This is a genomic window from Streptomyces humidus (assembly GCF_014649655.1).
Lineage (GTDB): Bacteria > Actinomycetota > Actinomycetes > Streptomycetales > Streptomycetaceae > Streptomyces > Streptomyces humidus.
In genome coordinates this window covers 99,694-116,478 of sequence record NZ_BMTL01000033.1, presented here as the reverse complement: position 1 = coordinate 116,478, position 16,785 = coordinate 99,694, and the positions used below count along the sequence as shown (strand labels likewise).

Annotated in this window: 14 protein-coding genes, 1 other RNA gene and 2 pseudogenes; 10 read left to right on the top strand and 7 right to left on the bottom strand. The window is 73.0% G+C overall.

Annotated elements, in window-relative coordinates:
* The first annotated feature begins 89 nt into the window (after positions 1-89).
* Positions 90-1,289, top strand: coding sequence for an RNA-guided endonuclease InsQ/TnpB family protein (locus IE239_RS32095; protein ID WP_190152953.1), 1,200 nt, complete (start codon positions 90-92; stop codon positions 1,287-1,289).
* A 56-nt stretch (positions 1,290-1,345) separates the two neighbouring features.
* Here IE239_RS32095 and IE239_RS32090 read toward each other — a convergent pair whose 3' ends face one another.
* Together IE239_RS32090 and IE239_RS32085 are read right to left on the bottom strand one after the other, a co-directional pair.
* Positions 1,346-1,978 carry a response regulator transcription factor gene (locus tag IE239_RS32090; RefSeq protein WP_190152963.1) on the bottom strand — a complete coding sequence of 211 codons (633 nt, stop codon included), beginning with the start codon at positions 1,976-1,978 and terminating at the stop codon, positions 1,346-1,348.
* A 29-nt stretch (positions 1,979-2,007) separates the two neighbouring features.
* Entirely contained in the window at positions 2,008-3,627 is a 1,620-nt protein-coding gene (locus IE239_RS32085) for a sensor histidine kinase (protein ID WP_190152952.1), read from the bottom strand.
* A 387-nt stretch (positions 3,628-4,014) separates the two neighbouring features.
* Between IE239_RS32085 and chsH3 the strand changes: the two genes are divergently transcribed.
* The 3 genes from chsH3 (at position 4,015) to IE239_RS32070 (ending at position 7,200) form a co-directional block, all read left to right on the top strand.
* Positions 4,015-4,872, top strand: coding sequence for an enoyl-CoA hydratase ChsH3 (chsH3, locus tag IE239_RS32080; RefSeq protein ID WP_190152951.1), 858 nt, complete (start codon positions 4,015-4,017; stop codon positions 4,870-4,872).
* 186 nt (positions 4,873-5,058) lie between these two features.
* Positions 5,059-6,135, top strand: coding sequence for a Zn-dependent alcohol dehydrogenase (locus tag IE239_RS32075; protein WP_190152950.1), 1,077 nt, complete (start codon positions 5,059-5,061; stop codon positions 6,133-6,135).
* Positions 6,136-6,228: 93 nt separating this feature from the next.
* Positions 6,229-7,200 (top strand): 3-oxoacyl-ACP reductase, encoded by a 972-nt coding sequence (locus IE239_RS32070; protein WP_229878449.1) that lies wholly within the window; start codon positions 6,229-6,231, stop codon positions 7,198-7,200.
* A gap of 112 nt (positions 7,201-7,312) precedes the next feature.
* On the opposite strand, the gene IE239_RS32065 is transcribed toward IE239_RS32070, so the two are convergent.
* A complete protein-coding gene (locus tag IE239_RS32065; RefSeq protein ID WP_190152949.1) occupies positions 7,313-7,492 on the bottom strand; it encodes a hypothetical protein in 180 nt (59 codons plus the stop codon).
* Positions 7,493-7,589: 97 nt separating this feature from the next.
* Positions 7,590-8,756, bottom strand: a complete 1,167-nt coding sequence (locus tag IE239_RS32060; protein ID WP_190152961.1) for a hypothetical protein — start codon at positions 8,754-8,756, stop codon at positions 7,590-7,592.
* Positions 8,757-9,052: 296 nt separating this feature from the next.
* Here IE239_RS32060 and IE239_RS32055 point away from each other — a divergent pair, with 296 nt between their 5' ends.
* The 3 genes from IE239_RS32055 to IE239_RS32045 are packed head-to-tail and all read left to right on the top strand — an operon-like array spanning position 9,053 to position 12,142.
* Complete coding sequence (locus IE239_RS32055) at positions 9,053-9,919, top strand: Nif3-like dinuclear metal center hexameric protein (protein WP_190152948.1); 867 nt, start codon at positions 9,053-9,055, stop codon at positions 9,917-9,919.
* Complete coding sequence (locus tag IE239_RS32050) at positions 9,916-10,659, top strand: zinc ribbon domain-containing protein (RefSeq protein WP_190152960.1); 744 nt, start codon at positions 9,916-9,918, stop codon at positions 10,657-10,659. Before IE239_RS32055 ends, IE239_RS32050 begins: the two co-directional genes overlap by 4 nt.
* Before the next feature lie 25 nt (positions 10,660-10,684).
* A complete protein-coding gene (locus IE239_RS32045; RefSeq protein ID WP_190152947.1) occupies positions 10,685-12,142 on the top strand; it encodes a bifunctional RNase H/acid phosphatase in 1,458 nt (485 codons plus the stop codon).
* Here IE239_RS32045 and eda read toward each other — a convergent pair.
* Both eda and yaaA read right to left on the bottom strand, forming a co-directional pair.
* Positions 12,117-12,782 (bottom strand): bifunctional 4-hydroxy-2-oxoglutarate aldolase/2-dehydro-3-deoxy-phosphogluconate aldolase, encoded by a 666-nt coding sequence (gene eda, locus IE239_RS32040; RefSeq protein WP_190152946.1) that lies wholly within the window; start codon positions 12,780-12,782, stop codon positions 12,117-12,119. The two genes, IE239_RS32045 and eda, sit on opposite strands and share 26 nt — an antisense overlap.
* A 212-nt stretch (positions 12,783-12,994) precedes the next feature.
* The gene (gene yaaA / locus IE239_RS32035; protein WP_190152945.1) at positions 12,995-13,777 is read right to left on the bottom strand and encodes a peroxide stress protein YaaA; all 783 of its coding nucleotides are present in this window, start codon (positions 13,775-13,777) and stop codon (positions 12,995-12,997) included.
* A 320-nt stretch (positions 13,778-14,097) separates the two neighbouring features.
* Between yaaA and IE239_RS32030 the strand changes: the two genes are divergently transcribed.
* From IE239_RS32030 to rnpB, 3 genes and pseudogenes are all read left to right on the top strand, one after another.
* The gene (locus IE239_RS32030) at positions 14,098-14,919 is read left to right on the top strand and encodes a helix-turn-helix domain-containing protein (RefSeq protein WP_229878445.1); all 822 of its coding nucleotides are present in this window, start codon (positions 14,098-14,100) and stop codon (positions 14,917-14,919) included.
* Between the two features lie 25 nt (positions 14,920-14,944).
* Positions 14,945-15,733: pseudogene (locus IE239_RS43350) on the top strand (DMT family transporter); the annotation flags it as partial.
* 115 nt (positions 15,734-15,848) lie between these two features.
* Positions 15,849-16,251, top strand: an RNA gene (gene rnpB / locus IE239_RS32020) — RNase P RNA component class A.
* 280 nt (positions 16,252-16,531) lie between these two features.
* Here rnpB and IE239_RS42530 read toward each other — a convergent pair.
* Positions 16,532-16,741: pseudogene (locus IE239_RS42530) on the bottom strand (transcriptional regulator); the annotation flags it as partial.
* Positions 16,742-16,785 lie beyond the last annotated feature (44 nt).

The window sequence follows — 16,785 nt, the reverse complement described above, 5'->3', positions numbered from 1 at the left end:
CATGGGGCGAGCTTGAGCCGTGTGCATTGAAAGGTGCACGCACGGTTCTGAGGGGGCCGGGATGCAGTAATGCATCCCGGCTACCCGACTTGTACCCCGACGCCGCTCAGCAGGCCGCGCTGGCCAGGGCGTTCGGGTGCGCGCGCGTCGTGTTCAACGACGCCGTGCGTGCCCGCGAGGACGCCCGTCAGGCCGGGCAGCCGTTCCCGACGGCCGGGCGGCTGTCCACATGCCTGATCACGGAAGCGAAACGGACGCCGGAGCGGGCCTGGTTGGGTGAGGTGTCCGCCGTCGTCCTCCAGCAGTCCCTGCGGGACGCCGAGAAGGCGTACCGCAACTACTTCGCCTCCCTCAAGGGTGCGCGGAAGGGCCCGAGAACGGGCCCGCCCCGGTTCAAGTCCCGCAAGGACGCCCGCCAGTCGATCCGGTTCACCGCCAACGCCCGCTGGAGCATCACCGGCAGCGGCCGTCTGAACCTGCCGAAGATCGGCCCGGTGAAGGTGAAGTGGTCCCGCACCCTGCCCGCCACCCCCACCTCCGTCACCGTCGTCAAGGACGCCGCCGGACGGTACTTCGCCTCCTTCGTCATCGACACCGACCCCGCCGCCGACGCGGCCCGGATGCCGGAGACCGACCGGACCATCGGCATCGATCTCGGCCTCACCCATTTCGCGGTCCTGTCCGACGGCACGAAAATCGACTCCCCGCGCTTCCTGCGGCGCGCGGAGAAGAAACTGAAGAAGGCCCAGCGGGACTTGTCCCGTAAACAGAAGGGGTCGAAGAACCGGGAGAAAGCCCGCCTGAAGGTCGCCCGCGCCCACGCGCATGTGGCCGACGCGCGCCGTGAGTTCCACCACCAGCTCTCCACGAAACTGATCTCCGAGAACCAAGGGATCGCCGTGGAGGACCTGTCGGTGGCGGGACTGGCCCGCACGAAGCTGGCCAAATCCGTGCATGACGCCGGATGGTCATCGTTCCTCGGCATGCTGGAATACAAAGCGCAACGGTACGGCCGCACCCTGGTCGAGATCGGCAGGTTCGAGCCCACCTCCCAGACCTGCTCCACCTGCGGCGTCAAGGACGGACCCAAACCCCTGCACATCCGGGAATGGACCTGCGCCGCCTGCGGCACCCTCCACGACCGGGACACCAACGCCGCGATCAACGTGAAGACGGCCGCCGGACTGGCGGTATCAGCCTGCGGAGCGCCGGTAAGACCAGGAGCGATCCCGGCACAGCGCGAAGAAACAGGAAGCCACGGATTCCCGACCGAACCCCGTGCCGCGTAGCGGCACAGCAACGATCGAGAAGGCCAGAATCCTCGGGCTTCAGCCCGAGGTGCAAGTCAAAGCCAGCCCTGCTGACGGGCCTCGCGCATCGCCGCCATGCGGTTGCGCGTGCCCGTCTTGCCGATGGCGGAGGACAGGTAGTTGCGGACCGTGGACTCCGACAGATGCAGCCTGGCGGCGATGTCGGCGACCGTCGCGCCGTCCACGGACGCCTTCAGGACGTCGCGTTCGCGGGCGGTCAGCGGATTCGGCCCGGCGCTCAGCGCGGCCGCGGCCAGCGCCGGGTCGACGACCGTCTCACCGGTCAGCACCCGGCGGATCGCCGCCGCCAGCTCCTCCACGGGACCGTCCTTGACCAAGAAGCCCGCCGCCCCGGCCTCCATCGCCCGGCGCAGATAGCCGGGCCGCCCGAAAGTGGTCAGGATCAGCACCCGGCAGTCGGGGGCCTGCTCGCGCAGCTCAGCGGCGGCGTCCAGACCGCTCATGCCCGGCAGTTCGATGTCGAGGAGCGCGATGTCCGGGCGGTGGAGGAGCGCCGCGTCCACGATCGCGTCCCCGGCGCCCACCTGGGCGACCACCTCGATGTCGGGTTCGAGCCCCAGCAGCAGGGCCAGCGCGCCGCGCATCATCCCCTGGTCCTCCGCGAGCAGCACCCTGATCGACCTGGCGGGGCGGTGGGAGCGGGGCATCTCGTCCACGGGCCCGCCCGACGTCTCGTTCACGCCCCAAGACTAGGGCCGACGGCGACGGACGGCACGGTACCGCCGGGTCCGGCGGCCGCGGACGAGGTCGCCGCGACCGCGCTGCCGCCCCCAATGCTGTCCCGGTCCCGGTCCCGGTGCTCGTCGCCGTCGCCGTCGCCGTCGCCGACCCCGTCCCGGTTCCGGTGCCCGTTGCCGCTGCGGTCCCCGTCACGGTCCCGGCCCGCGTCCCCGCCGCTGCCCCTGTTCGCGTCCGCCTTCGCGCTCGTGGGCGCCGGGAGTTCCGGCGCCGGCCCGGCCGGCGACCCGGGCGAAGCCGCGACGGGCGGCGCGACGGGCGACTCGACCGGCAGTTCCGCCGTGACCGTGAAGCCGCCGTGTGGGCCGGAGCCCGCCGTCAGAGAGCCGCCCGCCGCCGCGAGGCGCTCGCGCAGGCCGGTCAGGCCGGTGCCGCAGCCCGGCGCGCCGCGGTCGCCGCCGTCCGTATCCTGGCGGCCGTCGCGGCCGTGGCCGTCGTCCGTCACCGTCAGCCGGATCCGCTCGGGGGCCGCCGTCACCGTGATCAGGCACCGGGTCGCGCCGCTGTGCCGGACGACGTTGGTGACCGCCTCGCGCACCACCCAGCCCAGCAGGGCCGCGCTCTGCGGGTCCGGCGGCGGCCCGGACCGGGTCACGGACGGCTCGACCCCCGCCGCCGTGAGCGCCGAGCGGGCCCGGTCCAGCTCACCGGCCAGACTTCCCTCGCGGTAGCCGGTGACCGCCTCGCGGATCTCGGTCAGCGCCTGGCGGCCGACCGCCTCGATGTCCGTCACCTGGGCGAGGGCCGCGTCCATGTCCCGCGGGGCCAGTCGCCGGGCCGCCTCCGACTTCACCACGATCACCGAGAGGGTGTGGCCGAGCAGGTCGTGCAGATCACGCGAGAAGCGCAGCCGCTCCTCCTCCACCGCCCGGCGGGCCAGCTCCTCGCGGGCGGCGCGCAGCTCCCGCACGGCCTCGGAGAGGGACAGGATCGCGGCCGTCACCATCGTCGAGATCCAGGTGGCGTAGGCGATCGTGAGGCCGTCCCAGCCGTCGTGGACGGCGGAGACCGTCCCCGCCAGCACGGCCACCCCGGTACCGACGGCGCGCAGGTGGGGGCCGCGCAGGGCCGCACCCGTCGCGAGGCCCAGCAGGGGGAAGAACAGCAGCCAGCTGTCGCCGTAGGCGAGGGCGAGCCCGCAGGTCACCAGGCCCATCAGGGCCAGCGCCACCCGCGTGGAGGCCGCCTGGCGGGTCTCCTTCACGAAGGAGCGGATGGCGACGTAGATGTAGAGGGAGTTGAACGTCAGCAGGCCGAGGCCGCCGATCCACGGGTTCGGGGTCTCGCCGTGGAAGAGGTTGGAGATGGCGCCCATCCCCATCAGCAGCCACGGCATCAGGGAGAAGCCGCTGGCGGGCGGACCCGGGTCCTCCGGAGCCGGTCCGGTACCGCGCCCGGTCAGGCGCCCCGCCGTGCGGGCGGCCCGGTACTCGGCCCTGAGGCGCTCCCTGTCGGTCTTCCAGTGCTGCTGCTGCCTGCGCGCCTCCCGGAACGCCGAGCCCCAGGCGGCGCGCCGGCACGCCTGTGCGCGCCGCCAGTCCTTGAGCGACCTTGTCACGGTCCGTCCCCCGTCTTCGCTTTCGTCTTGGTCTTCGTCTGCGTCTCGTGTGCTCGCCGCCCCAGGGCGGCGCGGCCGACTCCGACGCTACGGTCCCGGGCCCGCTCGCGGCAGTGCCGGGATGTACGGACCCGGCCGGTACAAATGTCACCGGCTGCTGTTTCTGACATACCGTCAGGTGTCGGCCGTCGGCTCTCTTCACAAGTGCCGGGGCCTGGGCTATACAGGGGGTCGCCGCACTGGAACGCGTTCTAGGCCCGCTCGTCCTCCTGCTTCCGTCGAGGACGCGTTCCGCGGCCCCGTGGCGACCTCGGTGCGGCCGATCGGTGCGGACGGCCGTGCCGAGGTCTCGACACGATCCGAGCGATCCGAGCGATCAGGAGCCCCATGCCCATCGACGCAGCCAAGGCGCTCGCCGCCGAACCCCGGACCGGCGAGATCACCTGGGACCGCCGGGACGTCCAGCTGTACCACCTCGGCATCGGCGCGGGCGTACCGGCCACCGACCCCGACGAACTGCGGTACACCCTGGAGTCCCGGCTGCACGTCCTGCCGAGCTTCGCCACCGTCGCGGGCTCCGGCTCGCCCGGCGTGATCAGCGGACTGTCCATGCCCGGCGTCGAGGTCGACCTCGCCCGCGTCCTGCACGGCGGCCAGCGCCTGGAGATCCACCGCCCGCTCCCGGTCGCGGGCCGGGCCACCGCCACCGGACGCATCGCGGGCGTGTACGACAAGGGCAAGGCCGCCGTCCTCGTGATGCGCACCGAGGTCGCCGACGCGGACGGGCCGCTGTGGACCAACGACGCGCAGATCTTCGTCCGCGGGGAGGGCGGCTGGGGCGGCGACCGGGGCCCGTCCGCCCGGCTCGACCCGCCCGTCGGCGATCCCGACAAGGAGGTGGAGCGGGCCGTCCGCGAGGACCAGGCGCTCCTCTACCGTCTCTCCGGCGACTACAACCCCCTGCACGCCGACCCGGAGTTCGCGAAGTCCGCCGGGTTCGACCGGCCCATCCTGCACGGCCTGTGCACCTACGGCATCACGCTCAAGGCGGTCGTCGACACGCTGCTCGACGGGGACGTCGCCCGGGTGCGCTGCTATGCCACGCGCTTCGCCGGGGTGGTGTTCCCGGGGGAGACCCTGCGCATCCGCATGTGGCGCGGCGAGGGCACGGTCCGGGTGGCCGTCAGCGCCGTGCAGCGGGACGACGCGCCGGTCCTCGCCGACACGATCGTCGAACACTCCTGAGCACGTCCTGCCGGACCACTCCTGAACCGCCTTCCTGAACCGACCTCTTGAACCGCCTTCCTGGACCGACCTCCTGGTCCAGCTTCTGAAGCACCTCCTGAAGCACCTCCTGAACCAATCGTGAACCAACCTCCTGAAGCACCTCTGAACCACCCAGATCCGAGGGGACCCGAGGGGAGCCGCACCATGCGCGCAGCCGTACTGCACGAGATCGGTCAGGACAAGCTGGAGGTCCTCGACGACGTCGAGGCGGTGGGCTTCGGCCCGGGCCGGGTCAGGATCCGGGTGCGCGCCACGGGGCTGTGCCACTCGGACCTCTCCGCGATGGGCGGGGTGCTGCCGCAGCCCGCGCCGTTCGTGCCCGGCCACGAGGGCGCGGGCGAGATCCTGGAGGTGGGGGAGGGCGTCACCCGGGTGAAGCCCGGCGACCGGGTCGTCGTCTGCTGGCTGCCCGCCTGCGGTGCGTGTCCCGCCTGCAAGCGCGGCCAGACCGAACTGTGCCTGGCCGGATTCATGAACGCGGGCACGCCCAACTTCCGCCGTCCTGGCGGGGACGTGTTCGGCTTCGCCGGCACCGGGACCTTCGCCGAGGAGGTCGTGGTCGACGCGGGCTGCGCGGTCCCGATCCCCGACGACGTCCCCTTCGACATCGCCGCGCTCATCGGGTGCGGGGTGACCACGGGACTCGGCGCCGCCCTCAACACGGCCGACGTGGAGGCCGGTTCGTCGGTCGCCGTCATCGGCTGCGGAGGCGTGGGCATCTCGGCGATCCAGGGCGCGCGGCTCAAGGGCGCCGCCGAGATCGTCGCCGTCGACCCGGTCGCCTCGCGCCGGGAGGCCGCGCTGAACTTCGGCGCCACGAAGGCCGTCTCACCGCAGGAACTGCCCGGCGCGAAGCAACTCGTCACCGGGGGCGAGGGGTTCGACTACGTCTTCGAGGTCGTCGGCCGCTCCTCGACCGCGCGGACCGCGTACGAGAACACCCGGCGCGGCGGCACCCTCGTCGTCGTCGGAGCGGGCGCCCTGGACGACTTCCTCCAGCTCAACATGTTCGAGCTGTTCTTCGACGAGAAGCGGATCCTGCCCTCGATGTACGGCGGCGGCGACGTCCTGCGCTCCTACGAGCGGACGATCGCCCTGTGGCGGGCCGGCCGCATCGACCTGTCGGGCCTGATCACGCACCGTGTGGCGCTCGCCGAGATCAACGAGGCGCTCGACCAGATGCGCACCGGGGCCGCGCTCCGTACGTGCATCGAGATCTGAGGCCGCCGCATGTCTCAGCACAGGTCCCACGACGGGTCCCACGACGGTTCTCACGACGAGTCCCGCGACGGTTCTCACGACGGTTCTCACGACGTGTCCCACGGCGGGTCTCACCGTACGCCCCTGCCGCTCGCGGGACTCTCGGCGATCGTCACCGGCGCCGGGCGCGGGCTGGGCCGGGCCGAGGCGCTCGAACTGGCCCGGCTGGGCGCGGCCGTCGTCGTCAACGACTTCGGGCAGCCCGGCCGCGACGGTTCGGGCGAGGCGTCGGCCGCCCCCGCCGAGGAGGTGGCCCGCGAGATCCGGGCGGCCGGCGGCACCGCGTTCGCCCACACCGGGGACGTCGCCGACTTCGCACAGGCCCGGCAGCTCGTCGAGTCGGCGATCGCCGAGTTCGGCAAGCTGGACGTGCTGGTCAACAACGCGGGCATCCTGCGCGACCGCATGGTCTTCTCGATGGCCGAGGAGGAGTGGGACACGGTCGTCCGGGTCCACCTCAAGGGCCACTTCAACACGACCCGGTTCGCCGCCGCACACTGGCGTGAGCGGTCCAAGGCGTCCGGGGCGCCGGTGTACGGGCGGATCGTGAACACCTCGTCGGAGGCGTTCCTCGCGGGCTCGGCCGGGCAGCCCAACTACGCGGCGGCGAAGGGCGGGATCGTCGGACTGACGACGTCCACAGCGCTCGCCCTCGCCAAGTACGGGGTGACGGCCAACGTCATCTGCCCGCGCGCCCGCACCCGGATGACGGAGGACGTCTTCGCCGGGCTGTCCGGGCCCGAGGGCGGCGGGCTCGACCCGCTCGCTCCCGAGCACGTCGCCCCGCTGGTCGGCTATCTGGCCTCGCCGGCCGCCGCGCGGATCAACGGGCAGCTGCTGGTGGTGCACGGCGGCATGGTCGCCGTCGTCGAACGGCCGCGCGTGCAAGCGAAGTTCGACAGCAAGGAGGACACGTTCGGCTACGAGGAGCTGGACGCCGTCCTCGGCGCGCACTTCGCACAGCGGCCGGCCGGGGAGACGTTCGCGGCGGCGGAGGTGCTGGGACTGCGACGCGGCGAAGGGTGACGGGCGCAGGGTGGGCAGGGCAGGCAGAAGGGGTTCGGCCGTCCACGGACGGCCGAACCCCTTCGGTCACCTTCGGTTGCCTTCGGTCGCCTTCAGTGTGTCTGCGGTGTCGTCAGACGGTGACCTCGGCCCTGTCGTCGGCCCTGCTCTCGGCGTTCTCGGACGGCTTGCGGTGCCGGCCGTGCGGTGCCGAGTCGCCGTCGTGGGACGAGACCGGGCCCCGGTGCCGGCCGTGACCGGCCGTCTCCTGGGAGTCGGCGGACAAAGGCCGCATCGTGCTGGTGTCGTTCATCGGAAAAGTTCACCCCGTCAACATGATCTTTCTTTACAGCCGGGTGATTTTATCCAGCACACCGAGGGGCGGATCCAGGCGGCCACGCCAACCGCAGCTACTTCGTTACAAGGCCGCCGAGCGGGGCCTGTTGGAGAGGGATCGGACAGGGCGCGGGGGGCGCCGACGCCCCCGGTGGCGACGCTGCCTCCGAGGGTGCGGGTTCGCCGTCGGCGGCATCTCGGGGCGGGGGTGCGACCGGCGCGGTCAGCGGCGCCACACCGCACGGTTCGGCCCCGGTGGCGTACGGCAGACGCAGCACGCCGTCCGGCGTCCACAGTCCGCTGCCCGCCAACCATCCGTCCGGGGCCTCGAGCTGGTGCAGCCTGCGTTCGGCGGGGCGCCAGACGCCGACCCAGGCGCCGAAGGGGCCGTCGATGCGGAGCGCCACCGCGCAGGCCTCCGGCGCGAGCATCTGGCCCGGCTGGATCGCGAAGGGCGTGAGCGCGAGATCGGGCAGCCGCAGGCACTCCGGGAAGCGGACCGGCAGCGTGCTGCCGAGGACCCCCCAGCCCAGGCGGGTCTCTCCCGGCGAGGGGGCGTCCGAGGCGATGAGCGACAGCCCGCTGTCGGGGTCGGCGAGCAGCAGGCGGTCGTCGCTGTCGGCGGCGATCTGCAGCAGGGGGGACACCTCGCCGCCGCGCTCGAGGTCCACCACGACGGTCTTGGTCCGGCCGGCGATCTCACGGTCCAGCGCGAGCATGCGGCCCGTGCGGTCCAGCCAGACGCCGCCGGAGCAGCGGCCGGGGATCTCGGCGAGGTGCTCGGGGCCGAAGGAGCCGCCCGCGACCAGCCACACGCTGGTCGTGAAGCGGTCGACGGCCAGGGCGTACGCGCGTTCCCCGCAGGGGGCCGGCGGGAGCAGCCGCAGCCGGGCGCCCTCGTCGGGACACTCGACCGCGCCCAGCGGCAGCTCGCCCGTGCCGGGGCCGGCGGGGTACAACAGCGAGAAGGCGTGCCGCCCGTCGGCGAACCGCCGGATGAGGACCCGGCCGTCGGCCATCGGGTGCACCTCGGTGCCGGGCTCCTCCGGCTGGTTGCCGGGCAGCGGCACGGCGTAGGGCTCGGGGCCGTCCAGGGTCCAGCGCTCCGGGAACCAGGAGTCGCCGTCGCGGGCGAGGCGGGCGGCGTAGGCGCCGTTCGCCGTGATAACGCAGTCCCCGTGCGGTGGGGGCTCGAGGGGCTCGCCGTCCGCTGCGGCGGGCTCGATCACACAGGCCGGCATCGTCATCGTTCCGTCACCTCCGGCGACGAAGCTAGTTTTCGCATGCGACGACAGGGGGCCTACGAGCAGCCTTCTTCCCTCGTAAGAGTGGTGCAGAAGCGATTCGCCTGAGGTCCGGGGAACGCCTGTGCATCGCCCAGCCCTCCGACGGCCCTCCGTCGCGGCCGGGGCACCGGTAGGGCCGTACCGGCTCGTGGACGTGAGAGCCGGCGGTACGGGCCGTTGCGGCTCGTGGACGCGAGAGCCGGCGGTACGGGCGGTACTGGCTCGTAGAGGGGACAGGTAGCCTTCTGCTCGTGCCCCGTCTGTCTGAAGTCATCGCCGCGCTGGAGAACCTGTGGCCCGCCGAACGGGCCGAGTCCTGGGACGCGGTCGGTACGGTCGTGGGCGATCCCGGACAGGAGGTCTCCCGGGTCCTGTTCGCGGTCGACCCGGTCCAGGAGATCGTCGAGGAGGCCGTGAAGCTGGGCGCCGACCTGCTCGTCACCCACCACCCGCTGTACCTGCGCGGGACGACGACCGTCGCGGCCACCACCTTCAAGGGCCGTGTCGTGCACACCCTCATCAAGAACGACATCGCCCTGCTCGTCGCCCACACCAACGCCGACACCGCCGACCCCGGAGTCAGCGACGCCCTCGCCGGCGCCCTCGACCTGCGGGTCGTCGGCCCCCTGGTGCCGGACCCGAGCGACGGCGAGGGGCGGCGCGGCCTCGGGCGGGTCTGCGAGCTCGACCACCCGGTCACCGTCCGCGAACTCGCCGCCCGCGCCGCCGCGCGCCTGCCCGCCACCGCGCAGGGCATCCGGGTGGCCGGGGACCCGGAGGCGCTCGTACGGACCGTGGCCGTCAGCGGCGGCTCCGGGGACAGCCTGTTCGAGCAGGTCCGGGCGGCCGGCGTCGACGCCTTCCTCACCGCGGACCTGCGCCACCACCCGGCGTCGGAGTTCATGGCGGCCGGCGCCCCCCGTCCTCTCGCGCTGCTCGACGCGGCGCACTGGGCCACCGAGTGGCCCTGGTGCGAGCTGGCCGCGACCCAGCTCGACGAGATCTCCGACCGTCGGGGATGGGACCTCAGGGTCCACGTCTCCCGCACGGTCACCGACCCCTGGACCGCCCACGTGGCGTCCGACGCCACCTCTAGCTCAACGGGAGCCCCCAACTGAACGCCGAGCCCGCCGACCAGATCCGACTCCTCGACGTCCAGGCCCTCGACGTCCGTCTGCAGCAGCTCGCGCACAAGCGCAGGTCCCTGCCCGAGCACGCCGAGATCGAGTCGCTGACCAAGGACCTCACCCAGCTGCGCGACCTCCTCGTCGCCGCGCAGACCGAGGAGGGCGACACCGCCCGCGAGCAGACCAAGGCCGAGCAGGACGTCGACCAGGTGCGTCAGCGCGCCGCCCGCGACCAGCAGCGGCTCGACTCCGGGGCCGTCACCTCTCCCAAGGACCTGGAGAACCTCCAGAAGGAGATCGTCTCCCTCGCCAAGCGGCAGGGAGACCTGGAGGACGTCGTCCTGGAGGTCATGGAGCGCCGCGAGAGCGCCCAGGAGCGGGTCGCGGAGCTGACCGAGCGGGTCGGGTCCGTGCAGGGGAAGATCGACGACGCCACCGCGCGCCGGGACGCGGCCTTCGAGGAGCTCGACGGCCAGGCGGCCTCGGCGACGAAGGAGCGCGAGGTCATCGCCGGATCCGTCCCCGCCGACCTGCTCAAGCTCTACGACAAGCTGCGCGAGCAGCAGGGCGGCATCGGCGCGGCCAAGCTCTACCAGCGCACCTGTCAGGGCTGCCGCCAGGAGCTGGCGATCACCGACATCAACGACATCCGCTCGGCCGCCCCCACCACGGTCGTCCGGTGCGAGAACTGCCGCCGCATCCTGGTGCGCACGTCCGAGTCCGGCCTGTAGCCGCGCCGCTGAGAGGCTTGTTTCCGTGCGGGAGTTCATCGTCGAGGCGGACGGCGGGTCGCGGGGCAACCCGGGACCCGCGGGCTACGGCAGCGTGGTGATCGACGCGGCGACCGGAGAGACGCTCGCCGAGCGCGCCGAGTACATCGGCGTCGCCACCAACAACGTGGCCGAGTACCGGGGGCTGGTGGCAGGGCTGCTGGCAGCCCGTGAGCTCGACCCCTCGGCGACGGTGCGCGTGCGCATGGACTCCAAGCTGGTCGTCGAGCAGATGTCGGGCCGCTGGAAGATCAAGCACCCCGACATGAAGCCGCTCGCCGCGGAGGCGGCCCGGGTGCTTCCGGCCGGGCAGGTCGCCTATGAGTGGATCCCGCGCGAGCAGAACAAGCACGCCGACCGGCTGGCCAACGAGGCGATGGACGCGGGCAAGCGAGGCGAGCAGTGGGACGCCGGGGCGTCCAAGGCCGCGCTCGCCGCCCGGACCCCCGCGGCCTCGCCGGCTCCCGAGCCGTCCGGGCCTCCCGGCGACGCCGTCGCGGGCGCGGCGAAGGCCCGCGAGGCGCTGACCCGTACCCGCGCGTCGTCGTCCGCCGCACCGACGCAGCCCGTGACACGGCCCGGCCCGAAGACGGCCGCCCGCGCCTTCCCGGACCCCGGGGCGGATGTCGGGGTGGCCGCAGGCGAGGACGCCGGTGCGGACGTCGGGGCGGCGGCCTTCGCGGTCCCCGGCGCGGGCGCCGTGCCGGGGACCGCGAAGGCCGCCGCGGCTGACGCGTCGCGGTCGGCGGCCGCGTCCGACATACGCGCGGCGCGGACCGTCGCCGCCCCCACGGTCGGCTGGGGCGCTGCCCCGGACCTCGGGGCGCCCGCGACCTTCGTCCTCCTGCGGCACGGCGAGACCCCGCTCACCCCGCAGAAGAAGTTCTCCGGCAGCGGCGGCACCGATCCCTCCCTCTCGGACGTCGGCAGGGAGCAGGCCGAGCGGGTCGCCGCCGCGCTCGCCCGGCGCGGCACCGTCCAGCACGTCCTCGCCTCCCCGCTGGCCCGCACCCGGGAGACCGCCGGCGTGGTCGCGGCCCGCCTCGGGCTGGAGGTCGCCGTCGACGACGGGCTGATCGAGACGGACTTCGGCGCCTGGGAGGGACTGACCTTCGGCGAGGTCCGTGAGCGCTATCCCGACGATCTCGAGGCCTGGCTGGCCGACCCGGAGGCCGAGCCGACCGGGGGCGGCGAGAGCTTCGCGGCGACCGCCGTCCGCATCGCGGCCGCCCGCGACCGACTGGCCGCGCAGTACGCGGGCCGCACGGTCCTGATGGTCACCCACGTGACCCCGATCAAGACGTTCGTCCGGCTCGCCCTCGGCGCCCCGCCCGCCTCCCTGTTCCGCATGGAGCTGTCGGCTGCGTCGCTGTCGGCGGTGGCCTACTTCGCGGACGGCAACGCCAGCGTCCGCCTGTTCAACGACACGTCACACCTGCGGTGAGGCGGGAGGCGGTGCGGGCGAGCTCCTCGATCCAGGGCCAGTCCCGCGCCGCGACCGCCTCCGGCGGGACCATCCAACTCCCGCCCATACAGCAGACGTTGGGCAGACCGAGGTACTCCGGTGCGTTGTCCGGACCGATGCCGCCCGGGGGGCAGAACCGGGCCTGCGGGAGCGGTCCGGCGAGCGCGCGCAGATAGGCGGCGCCGCCCGCCGCCTGCGCCGGGAAGAACTTCATGTCCCGCACACCCCGCTCCAGCAGGGCGACGACCTCCGAGGTGGTCGGCACCCCGGGCAGGAAGGGGAGGCCGCAGGCCCGCATCGCCGTCAGCAGGACGTCCGTCCAGCCGGGGCTCACCAGGAACCGCGCCCCGGCCGCCGCGCACGCCGTCACCTGCTCCGGCGAGATCACCGTCCCGGCCCCCACGACCGCCTCCGGCACCGCCCCGGAGATCTCCCGGACCGCGTCGAGCGCGGCCGGCGTCCGCAGCGTCACCTCGATCGCGGACAGCCCGCCCGCCACCGGCGCCCGCGCCAGCGGCACGGCGTCCGAGACGTCCCCGACGACCACCACGGGGACCACGGGAGCCGGAGCGAGATCCAGCACCGAGGCGGCCGACGGTGAGGGCAGGGATGAGGTCATGCGCCTCATCCTGCCGCCGACGTACACCCTGCGCAACGAACGTTGCACATGCTGCGACGAGAGGGGGGGAGAGGTCGGGAGCGGGTCGGGAGCGGGCCGGCAACCGGTTGGGAACGAGCCGGCAACCGGCTGATCCGGCTGATCCGGCGGAACCGGCTGAACTGGCTGAACCGTGTGGACGGATCGGAAGTGTCCGGCGGTTCTGCGGTGCGTCAGTGGACCTCGTCCACCAGCACGTCCAGCGCCCAGGCGCTCCCCGTCCGCTTCGGCGCGTGATCCTCGACCGTGTAGCCGAGGTCCCGCAACGCCTCGACCAGCTCCGCCGGGGTCCTGGGCGCGATTCCCGCCGTCAGCAGGCCGCGGACGATCCGCCCCTTCGTCGCCTTGTTGAAATGGCTGACGACGCTGCGGGTCGGCGCGTGCAGCACCCGTACGCCGGCCGTCCGCGCCGCGACCTCGCCCTTCGGCTTCCACGCCGCCGCGTACGCCGCCGACCGCAGATCCAGCACCAGCCCGTCCCCGGCGGCCTCGGGCAGCACGGACGCCATCGGCGCACGCCAGTGCGCGCCCAGCGCCCCGAGGCCCGGCAGCCTCACGCCCATGGAGCACCGGTACGACGGGATCCGGTCCGTCACCCGGACCGCGCCCCACAGTCCCGAGAAGACGAGCAGCGACCTGGCCGCACGCCGCTTCGCCGCCGCGTCCAGCGAGGCCAGGCCGAGGGCGTCGTACAGGACGCCCGTGTAGATCTCCCCGGCCGGCCGCGCGCCCGCCGTGCGCAGCGCCGTGTTCTTCGCGACCTCGCCGCGCAGTCCCTCGCTCAGCCCCAGCACCTCGCGGGCCTTGTCCTCGTCGGCCGCGCACAGCTCGACCAGCTCGTCGAGAACCGCCTCACGCGCGGCGCCGAGCCCCGGCAGGGAGAGCGCCTCCGGCTTGAGCGGGGCGCCGCGTCCGGAGGACGCCTTGCCTTCGGACGGCGGCAGCAGGACCAGCACGGGACATCTCCTCACATCGAGCTCAGCAGCCACAGCGTACGGCGTGCCACCCGGACGCCCCGGTCCCTCGGCGACGACCGGGCACCCAGGCCGACCGAACGCCCCCGCCGACCGGACACCCCGGCCGACCGCACGAGCAGCCGGCGGCATGGCCCCACGGCATGACCCCGCGCACTGGCCCCGTGACCTGGTCCCGTTACCTCGTGACCTGGCAGTGCGGCACGGCGCCGCGGCATGGAACCGGCCCCCGAACGCGTTGCACCCCCGAGAGCATCCGGAAGCATCCGGAACACAGGGCTACGGACGACCGGGGGTGGCGCGTGAACCGTGAACAGGCGTGGTGGACCAGAGCCAGACTGGGCCGCTGCGGTCCGCCCCTCGACCTGCTCACCGCCCGCTTCCAGCGGCACGTCTACGCGCCGCACACGCACGAGGAGTTCACCGTCGGCGTGTGCGTGGAAGGGGCGGAGATCATCGCCTACCGCGGCGGCCACATCCGCACCGGTCCCGGCTCCATCGTCGTCCTCGACCCCGGCGAGACCCACACCGGCGGCCCGGGCGACGACAGCGGCGGCTACGCCTACCGCGCCCTGTACGCGGCCCCCGGCCTCCTCACCGAGGGCACGGCCGGCGGCACACCGCACTTCCGCGAGCCCCTCCTCGACGATCCCGAACTCGCCGCCGCCCTGCGCCGCGCCCACACCGACCTCACCGCCTGCCCCGACCCGCTGGAGGCCGAGTCCCGGCTCCCGTGGCTGCTGACAGCCCTGGCCCGACGCCACTCCACGGCCCGCCCGGTGTCCGACACCATCCCCGGCGCCGAGCACATCGCCCGCGCCGTCCGCACCCGCCTCGCCGACGAACTGCTCGCCCCGCCGTCGCTGGCCGACCTCGCCGCCGAAATGGGCCTGTCCCGCTACCAACTCCTGCGCGCCTTCCGCGCGACGACCGGGATCCCGCCCTACGCCTGGCTCGCCCAGTACCGGGTGAGCCGGGCCAGGGCTCTGCTGGAGTGCGGTCTGACCCCCGCCGAAGTCGCCTTCCGGGTCGGCTTCGCGGACCAGGCCCACCTCACCCGCTGGTTCCGCCGCGTCCTGGGCGTGACCCCGGCGGCGTACCGCAACAGCGTTCAAGACGCCTGACCGGCACCGGGCCGACACTCCCCGTATGACTGCTCGCGGCTGGTTCCTGTTCTCCCTGATGGGAGTGGTGTGGGGCGTTCCCTACCTCATGATCAAAGTCGCGGTGGACGGCCAGGACGGCCTCTCCCCGTCCGTGGTCGTGTTCACCCGATGCGCCCTGGGCGCCGCCCTCCTGCTCCCCTTCGCCCTGCGCCGCCCCGGCCTGACCGGCACCGTGAGGACGCACTGGAAGCCCATGCTGGCCTTCGCGGTCATCGAGATCATCGTCCCCTGGTTCACCCTCACCGACGCGGAACGGCGCCTGTCGAGCTCCACGGCCGGGCTGTTGATCGCGGGCGTCCCCATCGTGGGAGTGGCTCTGGCCCGGTTCTTCGGTGACACCGAGCGGCTGGGCGCACGCCGGATCGCCGGACTCGCCCTGGGCCTGACCGGCGTCGCCGTCCTCACCGTCCCGCATCTGACCGGTGGAGACGCCCGCTCCCTGGCCGAGGTCCTGCTGACGGTGGTCGGCTACGCGACTGCTCCACTGATAGCCGCCCGTCACCTCAAGGACGTCCCCTCCCTCCACCTCACGGCCCCCTGCCTGGCCCTCGCGGCCCTGGTCTACGCCCCGGCCGCGGCCGCCGCCCGCCCCACGGCGATCCCCTCCACCACCGTTCTGCTGTCCCTCGCGGGCCTGGGCGTCATCTGCACGGCCGTAGCGTTCGTCGCCTTCATGGAACTGATCAAAGAGGCGGGCCCGACCCGCGCCACGGTCATCACCTACGTCAACCCGGCCGTGGCGGTCGCGGCGGGCGCCCTGTTCCTGGACGAGCACCTGACGGCGACCATCGTGGCCGCCTTCACCCTGATCCTGGCCGGCTCGGTCCTGGCGACGGCGGCGGGACCGAAGCGCGGCCCACGGCCGGTAACATGGTCGGCACGGCAGACGAGCCGGGCGGACGGCCGCGTGGAGTCCCTTACGGGACTTCCCGAGGAACGTCCGGGCTCCACAGGGCAGGGTGATGGCTAACGGCCACCCGGGGTGACCCGCGGGACAGTGCCACAGAAAACAGACCGCCGAGGGCTCCGGCCCCCGGTAAGGGTGAAACGGTGGTGTAAGAGACCACCAGTGCCCAGGGCGACCTGGGCAGCTAGGTAAACCCCACCCGGAGCAAGGTCAAAAGGAGCGCGGTAAAAGGCGCTCTGCGCGGACGTCCGAGGGCTGCCCGCCCGAGTCCGCGGGTAGACCGCACGAGGCCGGCGGCAACGCCGGCCCTAGATGGATGGCCGTCACCGAGGCCCTCGCGAGAGACCTCGGCACAGAACCCGGCGTACAGCCCGACTCGTCTGCCGCTACCTGCGGCTTTGCCTGGGAAAGGGCCTCTGATCTGCGTCGGAGGCCCTTTCCGGTCTTTCGGGGCCTTGCCGCGTTACGCGGCGGAAAGTCCCTCGGAAGTCCCTCGGACAGCGCTGAAAATCCCTTAGACAGAGCGGCGGCCGAGGCTTCCGCGCTGAGCGTTTGCGATGCCCGCTGGACGGCAGCACAGTCGCGCTCAGGGGCCCTGAGGGCCAACCGGTGATCGAGGTCATGAGCGGCGTCCTCTGCATAGTGGTCTGCCTTCTCGGTCGGCGGGTGCAGCGCCCGTCGTGCCGCGCTGATGAGACGACCCGCGTCAGCGTCGTACACGGTGGATTCCCGGAGCGTGTTCCCGGTGCGCGGACAGGTGTCCACGCCGGTTTCGTCGTCGATCCACAGCTCGGCGTGCCAGTCCTCGACGATCACTTGGCGGTCGTCGTAGATACAGAAAGCGGTGGCTGGAGGGATCCTGAGCGGCAGGGACGCAGCTGCGCCGTCACGGCGACGGAACCAGGCCGGCAAATGCA